General features: G+C 66.3%; 16 protein-coding genes. 12 read left to right on the forward strand and 4 right to left on the reverse strand.

The window, feature by feature from the left end; all coding sequences use genetic code 11:
- Positions 1–37: 37 nt before the first annotated feature.
- The 4 genes from AC1DZT_RS02210 to folD all read left to right on the forward strand — a co-directional run bounded on the left by AC1DZT_RS02210 (position 38) and on the right by folD (position 3,926).
- Entirely contained in the window at positions 38–1,714 is a 1,677-nt protein-coding gene (locus AC1DZT_RS02210) for a formate--tetrahydrofolate ligase (RefSeq protein ID WP_478004949.1), read from the forward strand.
- Between the two features lie 101 nt (positions 1,715–1,815).
- Entirely contained in the window at positions 1,816–2,148 is a 333-nt protein-coding gene (locus AC1DZT_RS02215) for a chorismate mutase (protein WP_478004950.1), read from the forward strand.
- A gap of 1 nt (position 2,149) precedes the next feature.
- Positions 2,150–3,025: a bifunctional 5,10-methylenetetrahydrofolate dehydrogenase/5,10-methenyltetrahydrofolate cyclohydrolase gene (locus AC1DZT_RS02220; protein ID WP_478004951.1), complete on the forward strand. Its 876-nt coding sequence runs from the start codon at positions 2,150–2,152 to the stop codon at positions 3,023–3,025.
- A 10-nt stretch (positions 3,026–3,035) separates the two neighbouring features.
- Positions 3,036–3,926 carry a bifunctional methylenetetrahydrofolate dehydrogenase/methenyltetrahydrofolate cyclohydrolase FolD gene (folD, locus tag AC1DZT_RS02225; protein WP_478004952.1) on the forward strand — a complete coding sequence of 297 codons (891 nt, stop codon included), beginning with the start codon at positions 3,036–3,038 and terminating at the stop codon, positions 3,924–3,926.
- Between the two features lie 51 nt (positions 3,927–3,977).
- On the opposite strand, the gene pdeM is transcribed toward folD, so the two are convergent.
- The 3 genes from pdeM to AC1DZT_RS02240 all read right to left on the reverse strand — a co-directional run bounded on the left by pdeM (position 3,978) and on the right by AC1DZT_RS02240 (position 7,995).
- Positions 3,978–4,619 (reverse strand): ligase-associated DNA damage response endonuclease PdeM, encoded by a 642-nt coding sequence (pdeM, locus tag AC1DZT_RS02230; RefSeq protein ID WP_478004953.1) that lies wholly within the window; start codon positions 4,617–4,619, stop codon positions 3,978–3,980.
- A gap of 53 nt (positions 4,620–4,672) precedes the next feature.
- Entirely contained in the window at positions 4,673–7,051 is a 2,379-nt protein-coding gene (locus tag AC1DZT_RS02235) for a ligase-associated DNA damage response DEXH box helicase (RefSeq protein WP_478004954.1), read from the reverse strand.
- 203 nt (positions 7,052–7,254) lie between these two features.
- On the reverse strand, positions 7,255–7,995 hold the full coding sequence (locus tag AC1DZT_RS02240) for an NAD(P)H-dependent oxidoreductase (protein WP_478004955.1): 741 nt from the start codon (positions 7,993–7,995) through the stop codon (positions 7,255–7,257).
- A gap of 201 nt (positions 7,996–8,196) precedes the next feature.
- Here AC1DZT_RS02240 and AC1DZT_RS02245 point away from each other — a divergent pair, with 201 nt between their 5' ends.
- The 3 genes from AC1DZT_RS02245 (at position 8,197) to AC1DZT_RS02255 (ending at position 11,750) form a co-directional block, all read left to right on the forward strand.
- On the forward strand, positions 8,197–9,009 hold the full coding sequence (locus tag AC1DZT_RS02245; RefSeq protein WP_478004956.1) for a TIGR00282 family metallophosphoesterase: 813 nt from the start codon (positions 8,197–8,199) through the stop codon (positions 9,007–9,009).
- The gene (locus AC1DZT_RS02250) at positions 9,006–9,896 is read left to right on the forward strand and encodes a DMT family transporter (RefSeq protein WP_478004957.1); all 891 of its coding nucleotides are present in this window, start codon (positions 9,006–9,008) and stop codon (positions 9,894–9,896) included. Before AC1DZT_RS02245 ends, AC1DZT_RS02250 begins: the two co-directional genes overlap by 4 nt.
- A gap of 72 nt (positions 9,897–9,968) precedes the next feature.
- Positions 9,969–11,750 (forward strand): SLC13 family permease, encoded by a 1,782-nt coding sequence (locus AC1DZT_RS02255; RefSeq protein WP_478004958.1) that lies wholly within the window; start codon positions 9,969–9,971, stop codon positions 11,748–11,750.
- A gap of 96 nt (positions 11,751–11,846) precedes the next feature.
- Here the strand turns inward: AC1DZT_RS02255 and AC1DZT_RS02260 are convergent, their stop codons facing one another.
- Complete coding sequence (locus AC1DZT_RS02260) at positions 11,847–12,230, reverse strand: cupin domain-containing protein (RefSeq protein WP_478004959.1); 384 nt, start codon at positions 12,228–12,230, stop codon at positions 11,847–11,849.
- A 151-nt stretch (positions 12,231–12,381) separates the two neighbouring features.
- Here AC1DZT_RS02260 and AC1DZT_RS02265 point away from each other — a divergent pair, with 151 nt between their 5' ends.
- The 5 genes from AC1DZT_RS02265 to AC1DZT_RS02285 all read left to right on the forward strand — a co-directional run bounded on the left by AC1DZT_RS02265 (position 12,382) and on the right by AC1DZT_RS02285 (position 19,830).
- Complete coding sequence (locus AC1DZT_RS02265) at positions 12,382–13,122, forward strand: YebC/PmpR family DNA-binding transcriptional regulator (protein WP_478004960.1); 741 nt, start codon at positions 12,382–12,384, stop codon at positions 13,120–13,122.
- Positions 13,123–13,239: 117 nt separating this feature from the next.
- Positions 13,240–14,178, forward strand: coding sequence for a lysophospholipid acyltransferase family protein (locus AC1DZT_RS02270; RefSeq protein ID WP_478004961.1), 939 nt, complete (start codon positions 13,240–13,242; stop codon positions 14,176–14,178).
- A 63-nt stretch (positions 14,179–14,241) separates the two neighbouring features.
- Positions 14,242–14,844 carry a LysE/ArgO family amino acid transporter gene (locus AC1DZT_RS02275; protein ID WP_478004962.1) on the forward strand — a complete coding sequence of 201 codons (603 nt, stop codon included), beginning with the start codon at positions 14,242–14,244 and terminating at the stop codon, positions 14,842–14,844.
- Positions 14,845–15,086: 242 nt separating this feature from the next.
- Positions 15,087–19,280: a DUF2793 domain-containing protein gene (locus tag AC1DZT_RS02280; RefSeq protein ID WP_478004963.1), complete on the forward strand. Its 4,194-nt coding sequence runs from the start codon at positions 15,087–15,089 to the stop codon at positions 19,278–19,280.
- A gap of 1 nt (position 19,281) precedes the next feature.
- Positions 19,282–19,830, forward strand: a complete 549-nt coding sequence (locus AC1DZT_RS02285; protein ID WP_478004964.1) for a hypothetical protein — start codon at positions 19,282–19,284, stop codon at positions 19,828–19,830.
- Positions 19,831–19,871 lie beyond the last annotated feature (41 nt).

A 19,871-nucleotide genomic window follows, 5' to 3' on the forward strand; every position in this document is an offset into this window, starting at 1 on the left:
AGGGGTCGAGTTGCCATTTGCCGACCGGGAGAGAGACATGGCCTTCAAGACCGATATCGAGATTGCACGCGAAGCGACGAAGAAACCGATCATGGACATCGGCGCGAAGCTTGGCATTCCTGCCGAACATCTGCTGCCCTATGGCCATGACAAGGCCAAGGTCGGGCAGGCCTTCATCAAGTCGCTGGAAAGCAAGCCCATGGGCAAGCTGATCCTGGTGACGGCGATCAACCCGACCCCCGCGGGCGAGGGCAAGACCACCACCACCGTGGGTCTGGGCGACGGTCTGAACCGGATCGGCAAGAAGGCCATCGTCTGCATCCGCGAAGCCTCGCTTGGCCCGAACTTCGGCATGAAGGGGGGCGCGGCTGGTGGCGGCTATTCCCAGGTCGTGCCGATGGAAGAGATGAACCTGCACTTCACCGGCGACTTCCACGCGATCACCTCGGCCCACAACCTGCTGTCGGCGATGATCGACAACCACATCTACTGGGGCAACAGCCTGGACATCGACCAGCGCCGCATCGTCTGGCGCCGGGTGATGGACATGAACGACCGCGCGCTGCGCGACATCGTGGTGAGCCTTGGCGGCGTCTCCAACGGCTTCCCGCGCCAGACCGGGTTCGATATCACGGTCGCCTCGGAAGTCATGGCGATCCTGTGCCTGTCGAACGATCTGGAAGACCTGCAAAAGCGCCTCGGCGATATCGTCGTGGCCTATACGCGTGAGAAGAAGCCGGTCTATTGCCGCGACATCAAGGCCGATGGCGCGATGACCGTGCTGTTGAAAGACGCGATGCAGCCGAACCTGGTGCAGACGCTGGAAAACAACCCGGCCTTCGTGCATGGCGGCCCGTTTGCCAATATCGCCCACGGCTGCAACTCGGTCATCGCGACCAAGACGGCGCTGCGTCTGGGTGAATATGTCGTCACCGAAGCGGGCTTTGGCGCCGACCTCGGGGCGGAGAAGTTCTTCGACATCAAGTGCCGCAAGGCGGGGCTGAAGCCTTCGGCTGCCGTCATCGTCGCCACCGTGCGCGCGATGAAGATGAACGGTGGTGTCGCCAAGGCCGATCTGGGGGCCGAGAACGTCGAAGCCGTCAAGAAAGGCTGCCCGAACCTCGGCCGCCACATCGGCAACGTGAAGGGCTTTGGCGTGCCGGTCGTGGTCGCGATCAACCACTTCTACTCTGACACCGATGCCGAGATTCAGGCGGTGAAGGATTATGTGGCAGCCCAGGGCGCCGAGGCGATCCTTTGCCAGCACTGGGCCAAGGGCTCTGCCGGGATCGAGGATCTGGCGCACAAGGTCGTCAGCCTTGCCGAAAGCGGTTCGGCCAATTTCGCGCCGATCTACCCCGACGACATGCCGCTGTTCCAGAAGATCGAGACCATCGCCAAGCGGATCTACCATGCCGATGCGGTGCTGGCCGACAAGTCGATCCGCGATCAGCTGAAGGCCTGGGAGGCGGCGGGCTATGGCCATCTGCCGATCTGCATGGCCAAGACGCAATACTCCTTCTCGACCGACCCGAACCTGCGCGGCGCCCCCACCGGCCATTCGGTGCCGGTGCGCGAAGTGCGGCTCTCGGCAGGGGCGGGGTTCATCGTGGTGATCTGCGGTGAGATCATGACCATGCCGGGCCTGCCCAAGGTCCCCTCGGCCGAGGTGATCCGGCTGAACGACCAGGGCTTCGTCGAAGGCCTGTTCTAAGGGTCTGGTCCGGAGTTCTGGTCCGGAACTCTGGCCAAGGTGAAGTTGTTCCCTGCGCCGCCTTTCGCTAGAAGGGCGGCGCAAGGATCGAGGTGACCGAGATGAAAGCTGCCGACTGCAAGACGATGACGGATATCCGGGTCGAGATCGACCGGGTGGACCGCGAACTGGTGGCGCTGTTTGCCGAGCGGACGACCTATATCGACCGCGCGGCCGAGATCAAGACCGGCATCGGCTGGCCGGCCCGCATCGGCTCGCGGGTCGAAGAGGTGGTGGCCAATGTCCGGGCCGAGGCGGTGCTGCACGGCCTGCCGCCCGACAAGCTGGAGAAGTTGTGGCGCAAGCTGATCGACTGGTCGATTGCCCGCGAGGAAGACGTGTTGAACAAGGAGTCCGGGCCGGACACCCCGCCCGCAGACCCGACGAAAGGATGAGATGAGCGCGACCCTGATCGACGGCAAGGCGATTGCCGCCCGCATGACGGCTGAGACCCGGGTCGCAGCGCAGGAGCTGGCCGCGGCGGGCTGGCAGCCGCGCCTGATCTCGATCTCGGTCGGCGATGTGGCGGCGGCGGAGCTTTATGTCCGCAACCAGCAGCGCCAGGCCGAGGCCGCCGGTGTCGCCTTCGAGGCGCGCAACTATCCCGCCGAGATCAGCCTGGAACAGCTGACCGGCGTTCTGGCCGGGCTGAATGCCGATCCCAGGGTCAATGGCATCATCATCCAGCGCCCCCTGCCCGGCCATATCCCGGTGAAGACCCTGCAGAAAGCCGTACATCCCCTGAAGGATGTCGAGGGGATGCATCCCTCCTCGATCGGCAATATCGTCTACAACGATCTGGCGCTGGGCCCCTGCACGGCGGTGGCGGCGGTGGAGATCCTGAAGACCCTGCCCTTGAAGGTCGAGGGTCTGGATGTCTGCGTGATCGGCCATTCCGAGATTGTCGGCAAGCCGATTGCCTTCCTGATGATGGGCCTCGGCGCCACGGTGACGGTGTGCCACCACATGACGCGGCAGGTCGCGGTGCATTCGCGCGCCGCCGATGCGGTCTTCGTGGCGGTGGGCAAGCCGGGCCTGGTGACCGGGGCCATGCTGAAGCCGGGGGCCGCGCTGATCGACATCGGCATCAACCGGGTGGAGGGCAAGACCGTGGGCGACGCCGATTTCGCCAGCTGCGCCGAGGTGGCCGGCTGGATCACCCCGGTGCCGGGCGGTGTGGGCCCGGTGACGGTCGCCATCCTGATGAAGAACGCGGTGCTCGCCACCCGCATGCAAATGGACCATTACCGCGCCGCCTTTGCGGTCGCTTGAGGAGAAGAAGATGACGGCAAAGGTGATCGACGGCAAGGCTTTCGCGGCAGGCGTGCGCGCCCAGGTGGCCGAGGCGGTGGCGCGGCTGAAAGAGCAGAACGGCATCACGCCGGGTCTGGCCGTTGTGCTGGTGGGGGAAGACCCGGCCTCGAAGGTCTATGTGAAGAACAAGCATGCCTCGACGATCGAAGTCGGGATGAACTCCTTCGAGCATCGGCTGGATGCCGCAACGTCTGAGGCGGATCTTCTGGCGCTGATCGCCAAGCTGAATGCCGATCCTGCGGTGCATGGCATCCTCGTGCAACTGCCGCTGCCGGGGCATCTGAACTCCGACCTCGTGATCAATGCGATCGATCCGGCCAAGGACGTCGACGGGTTCCACATCTCCAACGTCGGGCTTCTGGGCACCGGGCAGAAGAGCATGGTGCCCTGCACGCCGCTCGGCTGCCTGATGATGCTGCGCGATCACCTCGGCTCGCTTTCGGGGTTGAATGCGGTGGTGGTCGGGCGGTCGAACATCGTGGGCAAGCCGATGGCGCAGCTGCTGCTCGGCGACAGCTGCACCGTGACGATTGCGCATTCGCGGACCAAGGATCTGGCGGCGGTCTGCCGCGGGGCGGATATCCTGGTGGCGGCGGTGGGAAGGCCCGAGATAATCACCGGCGATTTCGTCAAGCCGGGTGCCACCGTGATCGATGTCGGCATCAACCGGATCGAGCGTGACGGCAAGGGCAAGCTGGTGGGCGATGTGCATTACGAAAGTGCTGCCGCCGTGGCCGGGGCGATCACCCCGGTGCCGGGTGGCGTCGGGCCGATGACGATTGCCTGCCTTCTGGCCAATACCCTGACCGCCTGCTGCCGCGCCAATGGTCTGGCCGAGCCGAAGGGTCTGACCGCCTAGGCTAGCCCTGGAAGATGGGCAGATTGCCCATCCTACCAATCCCTGCTGCGCCTATCGCATCGGCCGGGGCAGGCATCTGGCCCCGGTCAGCACCGCCAGCGCGCGCGGCTGCATCAGCGCTTGCAGGTCGGGGTGGTCGCTGAACAGCCCGCCGGTATAGGCGCCATAGGCGGGCAGGATCACCCGCGCCGCATCGATCAGGAAACAAGGCGCGGTGCGGCCGGGCAGGCGGGCTTTTGGGTGGTAATGGCCTGAAACCTCGAAACGTTCCGCCGTGGCGATGTGGCGGAAGGTCAGGCCTGCCACGCGCAGTTCCGCCCGGTGGGTGCCGCCGAGGTTGACCGGCCCCGCGTCATGGTTGCCCTCGATCCAGGTCCAGTCGCGCCCAGCCATCAGGCGGGTGAGCCAGAGGCGGTCGCTTTCCTCCATCTCCTCGGCGGCCATCAGATCATCGAAACTGTCGCCGAGGCAGATGACGCGCCGGGCCTGGGTCGCCTCCAGATCCGCGTCGAGGCGGGTCAGGGTGGCGCGGGTCTCGTAGGGCGGAAGCAGGCTGCCGCCGCGCCGGGCCAGGCGCTCGGATTTGCCGAAATGCAGGTCGGACACCGTGAGTAGGCCTTGATCCGGCCAGAACAGGGCGCCGGAGGGGAGGGCGTGCAGGGCGGCTGGGCCGAGGGGGAAGGCATAGGGCATGGCGCCTCCGGCGGGAGTATTTGGCAAGGAGCAATTAGGGGGTTCGGGGGCGGTCAGTCCAGACCCGCATTGCGCAGAAGTTCGCGGGCGGCGTCGGAGGCGAGGCGGTCGCGACCGGCGCCATGAATCGGGACCACGCCGGGTTCCAGCATCAGGGGGGCTGCGAGCGGGGTGATGCGCGGCAGGCGGATCAGGTCGATGCGAGGGCCGACCCGGTCGAGCAGGGCTTCGATCCGGCCGAAGTCGACGAGGCCGCGCAGCGCCTCTTCCCGGGTGATGTCGAGGAGGAGGTGGTGCGGGTCGAAGCGCCGCAAGGTGTCGTAGAGGATGTCGGAGGAAAAGGTGGCCTGCCGTCCGGATTTGCGGCGGCCCTGGTTCGACCGTTCGATCAGGCCGGCGATGATGGCGGTGTTGCGGAAGGTGCGTTTCATCACGGCATTGCCGGCGAGCCAGGTTTCCAGCCCGTCGCGCAGGCGGGTCTTGTCGAACAGGTCCGTGTTTTCAAGGGGTTCGAGGCCCCAGATCAGCGTGGCGTAGTCGGTGGCGACAAAGCCAAGGGGGGCGAGGCCAGCCGCCTCCATCTCCTTCGTGACGAGGAGGCCGAGGGTTTGCTGGGCGTTTCTCCCGGCAAAACCATAGATGCAGAGATGTTCGCGCCCGTCATGCGGGAAGGATTCGAGCAGCAGGCGGTCGGGTTCGGGCAGGCGGGAGACCTCGCGCTGGTGGGCGAGCCATTGGGCGGTGTGGGCGGGCAGCTCGGGCCAGCTGTCCTGCTGGAAGATCTGCAGGATGCGGTCGGAAAGCTGGGTTGAGGTGGCGAATTTGGTGCCGGAAAATACCGCGACCTTGGGCGGGCGGCCGGGGTCGCGGGTGACTTCGACCGTCAGTTCGCGGAGGTTGGAGAAGCGGACGACCTCGCCGCCGATCAGGAAAGTGTCGCCGGGGGAGAGGGAGGCTGCGAAGTATTCCTCGATCTCGCCCAGGGGGGCGCCGCGGCCTTTGAGGGCGACTTTCATCGTCTCGATGTCGATGATCGTGCCGAGGTTCTGGCGGATCAGGGCGGCGGCGCGGGGGTCGCGCAGGGTCCATTTGTCGCCGCGGATCATCAGGCGTTGCCAGCGGTCATAGGCCTTCAGCGCATACCCGCCGGTGGCCACGAAATCGAGGCAGGCGTCAAATTCTGCTTTGGTCAGAAGCGCATAGGGGCCGGCGGTGATGACCTCCCGGTAGAGGGCGTCGCCGTCGAAGGGACCGGCGCAGGCAGTGGCGAGGATATGCTGGCAGAGGACATCGCGGGGGCCGGGGCCGCGCGGCTCGCCGTCGAGGGTATGGGCTTTGACGGCCTCGAGGGCTGCCTGGCATTCCACCACCTCAAAGCGGTTGGCAGGCACCAGCAGCGCCTTGGAGGGGGCGTTGTAGCGGTGGTTGGCGCGGCCGATGCGTTGCACCAGGCGCTTGACGTTCTTGGGCGCGCCGACCTGGATGACGAGGTCGACATCGCCCCAGTCGATGCCAAGGTCGAGCGAACCGGTGCAGACCACGGCGCGCAGGCTGCCTGCGACCATCGCGGCCTCCACCCTTTCGCGCTGTTCGCGGGAGAGGGAGCCGTGGTGGATGCCGATGGGGAGGCTGTCCTCGTTGGCCAACCACAGGTTATGAAAGAAGATTTCGGCCTGGGCGCGGGTGTTGTGGAAGATCAGCGTGATGTTGTGTTGCTTGACCTGTTCGAGGATCGCCGGGATGGCATATTTGCCGCCGCCGCCGCTCCACGGCGGGCTCGTGTCGGTGGTCAGCATCCTGATGTCGGGGTCGGGGCCGGGGTCGGCTTGCAGGACCCGGGTCGCGGGCCCGAAGAAGCGGGCGAGGGCGGGCGGGTCCTCGACCGTGGCGGAAAGGCCGACGCGGCGCAGGCCGGGGGAGAGGGTTTCGAGGCGGGCGAGTTGCAGCATCAGCTGGTCACCACGCTTGGATTCGGCCAAGGCGTGGATTTCGTCGACGATCACCCGTTGCAGATTGGCGAAGATCTTCGGGGAATCTTCATAGGTGAGCAGGAGGGCGAGGCTTTCCGGCGTGGTCAGCAGGATATGCGGCGGGTCGGCGCGCTGGCGGCGGCGCTGGGTATAGGTCGTGTCACCGGTGCGGTCCTCGATCCGGATCGGCAGGTTCGCGCCCTCGACCGGGCGGCGCAGGTTGCGGCGGATGTCGGCGGTCAGGGCCTTGAGGGGGGAGATGTAGAGGGTATGGAGGCCCTCGTAACCTTGGGCCAGCTCGGCCAGCGTGGGCAGGAAGCCTGCGAGGGTCTTGCCGCCACCGGTGGGGGCGATGAGGAGGGTGGAGGGGTCTTCGGCCCGGTCCAGCATGGCGAGCTGGTGGGGGTGCAGGGTCCAGCCTTGAGATTGGAACCATGCGATGAGGGGGGCGGGGAGTTGCATGGGGGGGAAGATAGGCGGTGCCACGGCCCGTTGCGAGCCTCGCCGTGCAGGAAGTGCGCCGATAAGAAGCTTGCGTTCCGATGGGCGGTAGGATGGGCAATCTGCCCAACGTCCCGAAGATGGGCAGATTGCCCATCCTACTGCCAAAGGTCTCGCCTTTGGGCCTGCTGCGCCCCAAGGCCGGGCGCAGTCCCGATCGGGTTTCAGGTGTTGCGCTGTTGGCCGGAGCGGGCGAGGATTCCGGGTTTCAGTCTTTCGTTCGGGCCGTAATCCTCGGCGGGGTGGAAGAAGAGGCGGGGGGTGGTCGCGATGCTTTGCAGCCTGTGCCGATAGGCTTCTAGCTGCCGGGCGCGGGTGGCGTCATCCTCGCGGGCGGGCATATAGGCGACATAGGGGGGCAGCACGTCGAAGCCGGTGTATCTGAGCAGCCCGTTATGGATGGGCCAGAAGACGGTGAGGATGTCGCCGTCGATGCCGTCGGGCGCGTAAGTGTCCGCCGAGGTACCCGTGGTCGCCGCCACCATGGCGAGCTTGCCCTTGAACATGCCGGTGTCGTATTTGCGGCCCGGAAGATAGGCGTAACCGCGGGCAAAGACGCGGTCGGCCCAGCCTTTCAGGATCGCGGGCATGCCGAACCACCAGACCGGAAACTGCAGGATCAGCATGTCGGCCCGGGTGAGTTTGGCCTGTTCGGCGGCGATCTCTGCGGCGATCGTGCCGTGCTCCATCGCGAGGGTCTGCTCGCGCGCCAGGCTGAACCGGGAGGGGTCCGAAGGCGGGCCGACGATATCGGCGGGGCCTGCGACCGCGTTCCACCCCATCGCGTAAAGGTCGGAGACTTCGACCGCATGGCCCTGCGCGGTGAGGGTCTGGACCGCAAGGTCTTTCATGGCCGCGTTGAAGGAGGTCGGTTCGGGATGCGCATAGACGATCAGGATCTGCATGGCGCACCTCGGTGGGGACGGCACCAGCCTATCACAGGTGCGGCCGTTTGGGAAACCTGGGCGGCGGGCATCACGCGGCCACCTGTCCGGTAGGATGGGCAATCTGCCCATCTTCGGGACGATGGGCAAATTGCCCATCCTACCGCCAAAGGTGTCGCCTTTGAGGTTGCGGGGCCTTGGTGGCGCGGCTATCCCGCTTGCATGAAAATACTCTTTCTTGGCGATGTGATGGGCAAGACCGGGCGGACCGGGATTGCGGAACGGTTGCCCGGGCTGCGTGCGGCCTGGGGCCTGGATTTCGTTGTCGTCAATGGCGAGAACGCGAGTGCGGGGGCGGGGCTTACCCCGGAACATGCCAGGCTGATCCTGAACGCGGGCGCGGATTGTGTGACGCTGGGCGACCATGCCTTTGACCAGAAGGACATGCTGTCCTTCATCGAGCAGGAGCCGCGGATCATCCGGCCGCTCAACTTCTCCAAGATAGCACCCGGGCGCGGGGCGAAGGTGTTCGAGGCGACCCAAGGGCGCAAGGTTCTGGTGACGCAGGCTTTGGGCCAGGTCTTCATGAAACGGCCGTTCGATGACCCTTTCTCGGCGCTGGATGCGGTGTTGAAGACGCATCCCTTGGGCGGGATGGTGCAGGCGGTGGTGGTGGATATCCATGCCGAGGCCACATCCGAGAAGATGGCCATGGGCCATTGGTGCGACGGGCAGGCGAGCCTGGTCGTGGGCACGCATACCCATGTGCCGACCGGCGATGCGATGATCCTGAACAAGGGCACGGCTTACCTCACCGATGCCGGGATGTGCGGTGACTACGACTCGGTCATCGGGATGGAGAAGCTGGAGCCTTTGCGGCGCTTCATCACCGGCATGTCCTCCAGCCGGTTCGAGCCGGCGAGCGGCGAGGCGACGCTGTCGGGCGTCTATGTCGAGACCGATGACAAGACCGGCAAGGCCACCAAGGTTGCGATGATCCGCCAGGGCGGGCGTTTGCAGCAGGCCGCGCCGTGAAGGACTGGCGGTCGATCGCGGCCTTGCTGGTCCTCGGGATCGGCTGGGGCTCGACCCAGCCCCTGGGCAAGATCGCGGCCTCTTCGGGCCATCCGCCCTTCGGGCTGATCTTCTGGCAGCTGGTGATCTGCGTTCTGGTACTGGGCGCGCTGACGCTGGCGCGGGGCAAGGGACTGGTGCTGACGCGGCGGGCGCTGGTGTTCTATGTCGTGGTGGCGGTGCTGGGCACGCTGGTGCCGAACCTGACCTTCTATATCTCGGTCCACCGCTTGCCGGCGGGGATCATGTCGATCCTGATCTCCACCGTGCCGCTGATGGCCTTTCCCCTGTCGATGCTGCTGCGCACAGACCGGTTCGAGGTCAAGCGGCTGATCGGCCTTCTCCTCGGCCTGGCCGGCGTGGCGATCATCGCGGCACCGGGGGCGAGCCTTGCGCCCGGCATGGTGGCTTACCTGCCGCTGGCCCTGATCGGGCCCCTGTTCTACGCGATGGAGGGCACTTTCGTCGCCCGTTATGGCATGGCGGGGATGGACCCTTTGCAGGCGATGTTCGGCGCCTCGCTGGCCGGGCTGGTGCTTTGCGTGCCGCTGGTTCTGCTGACCGGCGCTTGGGTCAGCCCGATGCCGCCCTGGGGTGCGCCCGAGGCGGCGCTGCTGGGGTCCTCGGCGCTGCATGCGCTGCTTTATGCGGGCTATGTGGCAATTGCGGCACGGTTGGGCGCGGTTTTCGCCAGCCAGACCTCTTACATCGTGACCGCCGCGGGCCTGTGCTGGGCCATGCTTTTGCTGGGCGAGCGGTTTTCCCTGCTGGTTTTCGTCGCCATGGCGGTGATGCTGACGGGAATGGCACTTGTGCGGCCAAGGCCCCGGGTTGTGGCCCCGGACTGAGGCTTTTGCCGGATATTCCTTGCCTCTGACCCGGCTACCCCCCTAACTACGCCAAAAAGCAGAGGGTGATGCATGATCGGACTGGACCTGAGCCAATCCATGCAGGCGGTGGTGGCGCTGGCCATCCTCGCCACGATGCTGGTGATGTTCGTGCGCGAGACCTATCCGGTCGAGGTGGTGGCCGTGGGCGGCGCGGTGGTGATGCTGGTTCTGGGCATACTGCCGATGAAGGCGGTGCCGGACGTTCTGTCCAACAACGCGCCCTGGACGATTGCGGCGATGTTCATGATCGTGGGCGCCCTGGTGCGGACCGGCGCCCTGGAGGCGATCAGCCAGATGGCGGCGCGCAATGCCGCAACCCATCCGGGGCGGACGATGGTCGCCCTTGCGGCCGGGGTCACCGTGGTTTCGGCCTTCGTGAACAACACGCCGCTGGTCGTGGTCATGCTGCCGATCTTCATGCAGCTGGCCAAGCAGCTGAAGATGGCGCCGTCCAAGCTTATGATTCCCCTAAGCTATTTCACCATCTTGGGCGGGACGATGACGCTGGTCGGCACCTCGACCAACCTGGTGGTGGACGGGGTGGCGCGCAAGGCGGGGTTGGCCCCTTTCGGCATTTTCGAGATCACGCCCCTTGGCATCGTGGTCGCGGTGACCGGCCTCATCTACATCGCCATCGTCGGCCCGCGCCTTCTGCCGACGCGGGAGTCGATGTCGACCCTCTTGACCGACCGCAAGGGCATGCGCTTTTTCACCGAGATGGCGGTGCCCGAGGATTCCGCCCTGATCGGCAAGAAGCCGGGGGAGGTCGATCTCTTCACCCGCGGCGGGGTGCGGGTGATCGACGTGCTGCGCGGCGATGCCAGCCTCAGGCGCCAGATGGCGGATGTGGTGCTGGAGCCCGGCGACCGGGTGGTGCTGCGCTCGCCCATGGCCGAGGTGCTGGGGCTGAAGGACCACAAGGATCTGAAGGACGTCGACAAGCTGTCCTCGGTCCAGACCACGACGGTGGAAGTGCTGGTCACCCCGGGCTGCCGGATGATCGGGCGCACCCTGGGCGAGATGCGGTTGCGGCGGCGCTATGGCGTCTATCCCTTGGCCGTGCACCGGCGCGACAAAAACCTCGGGATGAGCCTCGATGGGATTGAGGTGCAGATCGGCGACACGCTGCTGCTGGAAGGCGCGCAGGCCGATATCCAGCGGCTGGCGGTGGATATGGACATGGTCGATGTGACCCATCCGACCGAACGGCCCTACCGGCGCGGCCATGCGCCGCTGGTGGTGGCGATCCTGCTGGCGGTGATCGGCTGTGCCGCCATACCGGGCGCGCCGCCGATCCAGTACCTCGCCTTCATCGGTGTCGGCATCGTGCTCTTGACCCGGGCGATCGACAGCGACGAGGCGCTGGCCTCGGTCGATGGGCGCCTGATGGCGCTGTTGTTCGGGATGCTGGGCGTCGGCGCCGGGCTGGAGCATTCCGGTGCGGTCGAGCTGGTCGTGGGCTGGGTCGCGCCATTCCTGCAGGGGCAGTCGCCTTATCTTCTGGTCTTCATCGTCTATGCGCTGACCTCTTTCCTGACCGAGATCGTCTCGAACAACGCGGTGGCGGTGATCTGCACGCCGATCGTCATTGCGCTGGCCAACACGCTGGGCGTGGACCCGAGGCCCCTGGTCATGGTGGTGATGATCGGCGCCTCGGCCTCCTTTGCCACGCCGATCGGCTATCAGACCAACACGCTGGTCTATGGTCCGGGCGGCTACAAGTTCAGCGACTTCTTCTGGTTCGGCGTGCCGCTGAACATCCTCTCCGCCGTGGTGACGACGATCGCGGTGCCGTTGCTGTATGGCTTGTGAGGCGCGCGCGGGCTGAAAGCGCCGGGGGACTTCGCGTCCCCCGGGCCCCCTGCGGGATATTTGGAGACCAATGAAGGGGAAAAGCGCGGGCCAGCTTCAGACCGTCGGGTCCCATGCGCCTGTGAGGTGGGACGCCTCGTGATCTCCGGGCCAGGGCGGCATGGAGATGCAGATGAATTTCAAGGGCCGGTCGCCGAGGCAGCGGTATTGGAAGGCCGTGCCGACCGGGATGTCGATGGAGACCCCGGGCGCGAGGGATGTGATGCGTTCCTCGCTTGCGTCCTTGCGCCAGATTTCCCCGTTCCCTTCCAGCACATGCCAGAACTCGCTGACCGTCGCGTGAAGGGTGGCGCGGTTGATCTGACCGGGCGGCACCGTGGCATGGATCATGTTGCCGGTCGTGCCCGCCATGATGAAACGGATATCCGCCCCGGCCGGGGATTTGGCATCAGGCTCTGCGGGCAGGACGGTTTCTTTCACGCGCAATCCTCCAGGGTCCTGCGGGCGAGAGTGCCAGCCGCACAGAGAGCCGTCAACTTGCGCCCCTCCCCCCAATCCCCTGCCGGGCTTGCGGTTGGGTCGGGCACTGGTGTAGAGGACGCCAGCACCAAAGGGTCAAGGATTACGGGTCATGTCAGGGCATTCCAAATGGTCGACCATCAAGCACAAGAAGGGCAGGACTGATGCGATCCGCTCCAAGATGTTTTCCAAGCTGAGCAAGGAAATCACCGTTGCGGCCAAGATGGGCATGCCCGACCCGGACATGAACCCGCGTCTGCGTCTGGCGGTCAAGGCGGCCAAGGCGCAGTCGATGCCCAAGGACGTGATCGACCGCGCCATCAAGAAATCGCAGATGGGCGACGCGGCGGATTACACCGAAATCCGCTATGAGGGCTATGGGGTTAACGGCATCGCGATCATCGTCGAGGCCCTGACCGACAACATGAACCGCACCGCCTCGAACGTGCGCAGCTACTTCACCAAATGCGGCGGCAACCTTGGCCAGACCGGCTCGGTCAGCCACAGCTTCGACCGGGTGGGCGAGATCTCCTACCCGGCCAGCGCAGGTTCGGCCGATGACGTGCTGATGGCGGCCCTGGATGCGGGCGCCGATGACGTGGAATCGGATGAAGAGGGTCACTGGGTCTATTGCAAGATGGAAGACCTGTCGGCCGTCTCGGATGCCTTGGAAAAGGCGCTGGGCGAATCGACCGAATCCAAGCTGATCTGGAAGCCGCAGACCCTGACCGAGGTGGATCTGGAGACCGCGCAGAAGCTGATGCGCCTGGTCGACATGCTGGAAGAGGATGACGACGTGCAGTCGGTCACCCATAACTTCGACATCCCCGAGGATGTGGCCGCCCAGCTCTGAGCCGGGTCTTTTGAAATCTGTCACCGCTTTGTCATGCAATTGCGGCATGGATACGCAATTGCGCCGAAGGCCGGGCCCTTGCCCGGCCTTCGGGCCTTCTGAGCGCGGGGCTGCGAGATGCTGACGGATGACCGGGTCGATTTTGCCGAGATGTTCGATGTCGCGGAACCTGCGGCGCAATCCGGACCCCAATCTGGCTCGCAAACCGGACCGATGTTCACCTATTCGACGCCCGGCATGGCCTGGCCGCGCCGGACGCTGATCCGCGCCGTGGAACGCTTGAGCGGGCGGGCCGGGTTCGAGCGGCTCTACCGCGACTGGCAGAAGAAACCGCGCGACCCCGCGGTTTCGGTCTTCACCCAGGCCATCACCGCGCTGGGCCTGAAGGCCGATGTGACGGCGGAGGATCTGGCGAAGATCCCGGCCGAGGGGCCCTTGCTCGTCGTCTCCAACCATCCGTTCGGCATCGTGGACGGGCTGTTCATCGGGCATCTGATCGCCACGGTGCGCCAGGATGTGAAGCTGATCTGCCATTCGCTCCTCTGCCAGCCGAGGGAAGCGCAGGATATCCTCTTGCCGATCGACTTCGGCCCCGGCCCCGAGGCGCGGCGGGTCTCGGCAGAGACGCGGCGGCGCGCGGTGGAGTGGTTGGACCAGGGTCATGTGCTGATCATCTTCCCGGCGGGCGGGGTTGCGACCTCGGTCACGCCCTTTGCGCCGACAGCGGGGGATTTCGAATGGCATCCCTTCGTGGCCCGGCTGGCGCGGCGGTCGGGGGTGAAGACGCTGGCGCTTTATGTGGCCGGGCGCAACTCCCGGCTGTTTCAGGTGGTCAGCCATCTGTCCTATCCGCTGCGCGTCGCGCTGATCTTCTTCGAGACGCGGCGCAGGCTGCACAGGCCCGTGACGGTGCGGGTGGCAGAGCCGGTGGACTGTGCAGACATGGGCAAAGGCGATGTGGTGGCCTGGCTGCGCGCACGGTGTTTTGCCATGGCCGAGCCGGGCGGGCCGCAGGCGTCCGAGGTCTTCATCTTTCCAGATCGTATCACCTTCTGATTGAACGGGGATTGAGCCGGCGCGAATTGCCCTCTACCAGTGCGTTGACTGGGGAGAGTGTGAATGTTGAATGCGGTTATACATGGTTACTTCACGTCGCTGAGCCTGATCCTTGCCATAGGCGCGCAGAACGCCTTCGTGCTGCGGCAGGGCATCCGGCGTGAGCATGTGGCGGCGGTGGTGCTGCTTTGCGGTTTTTCGGATGCGCTGTTGATTGCCGCCGGGGTGGCGGGGTTCGGCGCGGTGACGGCGGTGGTGCCGACGATCGTGCCGGTGATGCGCTGGTTCGGGGCGGCGTTTCTGGTCTGGTACGGTGCTCAGCGGTTCCTGGCGGCCCGCAAGGGGGGCGAGGCGCTGATGCCGGCGCGGGATGCGCCAGCGCCGCTCGGAAAGGTTCTGATGACCTGCGCCCTGCTGACCTGGGCCAATCCGCATGTCTATCTCGACACGATGGTGCTGCTCGGCTCGATCTCGACGCATTACATACCGCATGAGGTGGCCTTCGGGACCGCGGCGGCGCTGGCGTCGTTAAGCTATTTCGCCGCACTCGGCTTTGGCGCCCGGCTGGTGGCGCCGCTTTTCGCCGCGCCGAAAGCCTGGGTCGTGCTGGAGATCCTCGTCGGTCTGACCATGTGGTGCATCGCCCTGACGCTGGTGCTCGGCTGATCCCGCGCCACCCCGGCGCGGATATTTCCCAACGGATGAAAGCCCTTGCCCCGCCCTGTCTTGCGCTTTGCCGCAATACTCTCGGGGGGTGAGGGGGGCAGACGGCCCCCCTGCGCCGCCGGGCGCGGGCGCTTGGGCCTTAGGTGTTGCGCGCGGCCGGGGGGCAGCGCGCGCATGGGTTACCGGGAATTCAGTCCCTTTCCCTAGCTTCGCGGGTCAAAGCGATCCCCGCGGAGGTTTTCATGACGAACAAAACGGCCCTGCAGCTCTTGCCCCTGATCCAGCCCTCGCAGGCGCAAAAACATGTGACGGTGAATGCTGCCATGACGGTGCTGGACGTTCTGGTCCAGACCACCGCGATCAGCCGCACGCTGACCGCGCCGCCGGTGGGTGCGGTGGCGGGGGACAGTTACATCGTGGCCAGCGGCGCCACGGGCGACTGGCTGGGGCAAGAGCAGGCGGTGGCGGTCTTCACCGGCGGTTTCTGGGATTTCTACCTGCCCAAGACCGGCTGGCGGGTTTGGCTCGATGCCGAGCAGACTGAGGCGGTCTATGACGGCGGCGACTGGACCACCTCGGCGGACCGGCCGGAGCGGGTGGCGGCGCTGGGCATTTCGGCCACGGCGGATGATTTCAACCGCCTGACCGTCTCTTCCGCGGCGACGCTGCTGACCAATGCCGGGGCCGGCCATCAGCTGAAGATCAACAAGGCCCATACCGGCGACACCGCGAGCCTGCTGTTCCAGACCAATTTCTCTGGCCGGGCCGAGATGGGCAATGTCGGCAACGACAATTTCGTCCTGAAGGTCAGCCCGGATGGCACGACCTTCCTGACCGGCCTGACGATCGAGGCCGCGACGGGGCGGGTTCTCGCCTCGCATGGGATCAATGTCGTGCCGGGGCTCGCGGACCCGGCCAGCCCGCAGGACGGCGACATCTGGTACAACTCCACCTCGGGCCGGCTGCGCGCGCGGCAGGGTGGCGTGTCGCTCGATCTGTGCAATGTGGCCGCGGCGCAGATCTCGGACAGCACAGCTGTGGGGCGGACCCTGCTGACGGCGGCGGATGCCACGGCGCAGCGTGCGGCGCTGGGGGTGGAGGCCGCCGCCAACAAGGGCGTCGCGAACGGCTATGCCGGGCTGGACGGCACGGGCAAGGTGCCGGCGGGGCAGCTGCCCTCTTACGTCGATGACGTCTTGGAATTCGCCAATCTCGCCGGCCTGCCCGGCACGGGCGAGACCGGCAAGATCTATGTCACGCTCGACACCAACAAGACCTGGCGCTGGTCCGGCTCGGCCTATGTCGAGATCTCGAACACCGCCCCGGCCTGGAGCGATGTGACCGGCCGGCCGACGAGCCTGTCCGGCTTTGGCATCACCGATGCGGTGGACCTGACCGGCAGCCAGACGATCAGCGGAGCCAAGACCTTCACCGGTTCGGTCAGTTTCACCGGGCCGCATGTCATCGTGGATTCCGGCCTGACGCTGCAGGATGACGCGGATGCGACCAAGCGGGCGGGCTTCCAGCTTTCGGGGCTGAGCACGGGGGTGACGCGGAGCTATGGCCTGCCAGACGCCTCGGGCAACGTGGTGGTGGATGCGACCCCGGTCACCACGATCGGCAATGTCACCGGCAGCCCGGTGACGGTCAACCTCGCCACGGCGGCGGCGGCCTCGGGGCAGAGCAAGGCCATCAACATCGGCACCGCGGGTCTGGCGGGGTCGACGACCAATATCGCGCTCGGCTCGGGTGTCAGCGGGGCCCTCGGCACGCTGACCATTGCGAGCCCGACGGTCAGCTTTGCCAGCTCGGTCACCGCGATCACCATGCCCGACGCGGCACTGACCCTGCAGGCGGCGGCGGATGCGACCAAGCAGGTCAAGTTCGACCTGACGGCGCTCAGCACCGGCACCACGCGCAGCCTGGCCCTGCCCAATGCCAGCGGCACGCTGGCGCTCAACACCGCCTTTGGCGCGCTGGCGCCCGGTCTGGTTCCGGCGAGCGGTGGCGGCTCGACCAATTTCCTGCGCGCAGATGGCACCTGGGCTGCGCCTCCGGGGGGCAGCGCCAGTTCGGCCTATTCCCTGCTGACCGGGGTGCCGGCGGCGATCGACGCGCTGGACGCGCTGTCGCCCAGCCCCGACACGATCCCCTATTTCACCGCCTCGGCCGCGGCGGCCTTGTCGACGCTGACGAGCTATGGCCGCAGCCTGATCGACGATGCCGATGCCAATACGGCGCGCACCACGCTGGAGCGGCAGGATTTCGCCACGCGGGCGGCCTTCGTCACCTGGGCCACCGGGCGCACGCCGACGGTGGGGCTGGTGATGCGGGCCGATGGGCGGGCCTATCGCTATCTCGGCAGCGGCACGGCGATTTCCGATCTGCCGGGCTGGGTGCCCTTCGGGATCGCCACGGCGCTGCATTGGGGGGCCGACATCACCGGCGCCACCTCGGCCATCACGCCGGTCGGGGCGATGATCGACTATGTCAACAGCATCGGCGGCGGCGTCGCCCTGATGCCGGCGGGCACCTATCTCTGGCCGGGATCGCTGGTGCGGCAGGGCCTCAACAAGGTCTGCCTCGAGGGCGAGGGCAATGTGACCAAGATCCTGCGCTCGGGCAACCGGACCGCGCCGATCTTCCGCTTCTGGGGCGGGGCCAACAACCGCATCCGCAAGCTGTTCATCGAATGTGCGGGCTATGCCGGGCGCGGCATCCATCTGCAGGACCAGTTCTCGGGCATCGAGGACGTGGAGTGCAACAACTGCCCCGACCGGCCCTTTGGCCTGCAGGGCGGCGGCAACACGACCTATGGTCTGGACAGCGCGGGGCGGACCTCGGACGATTCCGGCTTCACCACCGCCACGATCTTCCCGATCGGCTGCTATATCGAGAACTGCCGCACCAACCGTTCGGGCAACACCGCCTTCAGCCAGAAGCAGATGCCGCATTCGCGGATCCAGCGTTGCACGGCGCAGAACAGCTATTCCGAGGGCATCACCGTCGACCGCTGCGATTATTCGGTGGTGATGAGCAACACGCTCCTCAACATCTCGCTCATCGACACGTCGCAGTTTCCCGACCTCGACGCCGGCACCGGTTTTCTGTCGGCGGGCGGTGGCGGGGTGGGCGGCATCGGGATCGACGGGTCCAATGCGGCGCGGGTGGTCAAGAACACGATCATCGGCGTGCAGTCCAACACGGCCACCCGCAACAACCGCTCGCGTGCCGCGATCAATTTCGTCAACAACATCCAGGCGGCGAGCGGCTGCCAGATCGAGGGCAACTACATCGCCGATGCCAAGGCCGGCGTCTGGCTGAAGGGCACCGGGTCGGGGGCGGCGGGGGGCAACTTCCGGCATGTGATCGACGCCAATGTCTTCGAGAACATGGGCACGGCCGCCGGCACCGGCATTGCCCAGTTCGGCGCGGTCTGGATCGATGCGGGTTGCACCGACAACGTGGTTGCCAACAACACCCAGATCGGCGGCACGCCCCTGATCACCGGCGGCACGGGCAATGCGGTGATGGGGGTCGATCTGACCTCGGATCAAAGCCTGGCCGGGGTCAAGAGCTTTACCGCCCCGGCCCAGCTGGCGCTGCAGGCCTCTGACCCGGCGGTGGCCGCGGCCGGGAACCTGCGGCTTTATTCCAAGAAGGTGGCGGAGGCCGCGGTTCCGGCCTTTCGCGGGCCCAATGGTCTGGCGCGGACGATGCAGGCCGCGCTGTGGGATGCGCAGGTCTACCTCGCCTCGCCGTCCTTCCCCGGCACCTCCATCAACTATGTCGGTCTGAACGGCATGGCGAACTATGGCACGGTCGCGGCGGCGAGCTTTGCCACGACCAACCATTTTTCCCGCCAGAGGCGCGTCAACTCGAATTCGGCGGCGGCGGCGGGGTCGATGGCCGGGTTCCGGGCGAATGGCATCGTCTCGACCTCGGACGGGGCGGGGCTGGGCGGCTTCCTTTACAGCGTCCGTTTCGGCATCGCCGATGCGGCCACGGTCGCGGGCGCGCAGATGTTCGTGGGGCTTGGCAGCACCAATTCCGTCGCGGCGGGGGTCGAGCCTGCGACGCTGACCAACTCGATCGGGGTGGGACATGGCGCGGCGGATACCAACCTCAAGCTTTACTACGGCGGCTCGACGGCGCAGACGCCGATCGACCTGGGCGCGAATTTCCCGGCCAATACCCTGTCGACCGACAGCTATGCCCTGACCCTTCATGCGCCCTCGGATGCCTCCGGGACGGTGCATTACCAGGTGGAGCGCCTGAACACCGGGCATGTGGCGACGGGAACCCTGTCGGGCAGTTCTGCCGTCCTTCCCGCCTCTGGCACGACGATTGCGCCGCAACTCTGGCGCGGCAACAACGCGACGGCCCTGGCCGTGACCTTTGCTTTCCTGCAGCTTTATCTTGAAACGGGCAAATGACATGCAGATCGTGATGATACCCGAAGCCGGAACCGCGCCGACCCTGCTGCAGATCGAGGGGCAGGAGATGGTGCTCAACGGCACATGCTATGACCTGGACCACCTTCCCGGCTATGGCCCGGTGCGGCTGGAGGAGGGGGTTGTCTACCTCTCCTATGCCCGGGATGGCGCGCTGGCGACGCGGCAGATCGGCGAGGCGCATGATCTGCGCATCATCCCGGTGCCCGAGGATCAAAAGTGCAGGCCGGACCCCGTACCCGAGGGCGGCGCGCCCGGCCCTGACACGGAGGCCCTGGCGCTGGCCGAGGCGCGGCAGGCCATGGAATGCGCGCGCTGGCAGATGATCGTGGCGCTTGGGCCGGAGGGCTGGCAGAGCCTGCAGGACTTCTGCGCCGGCAGCCAGGGCACCTGGGCCATGCAGCAGGCGGTGGCCGGTTTCGACCGGGTCACCCGGTGTTCCGAGCTGGCCGATCTTCTGGCCTATGCGGTCGACCTCGATGCTGCGGCGATGGACGATCTCTTCCGCCGGGCGATGGCGCTGAAACTCTGACCGCAGGCGGAGCACGGGCGAGAACCGGCGCGGGGGGCGGC

It is taken from the genome of Rhodobacter sp. P1_C2 (assembly GCF_056406375.1).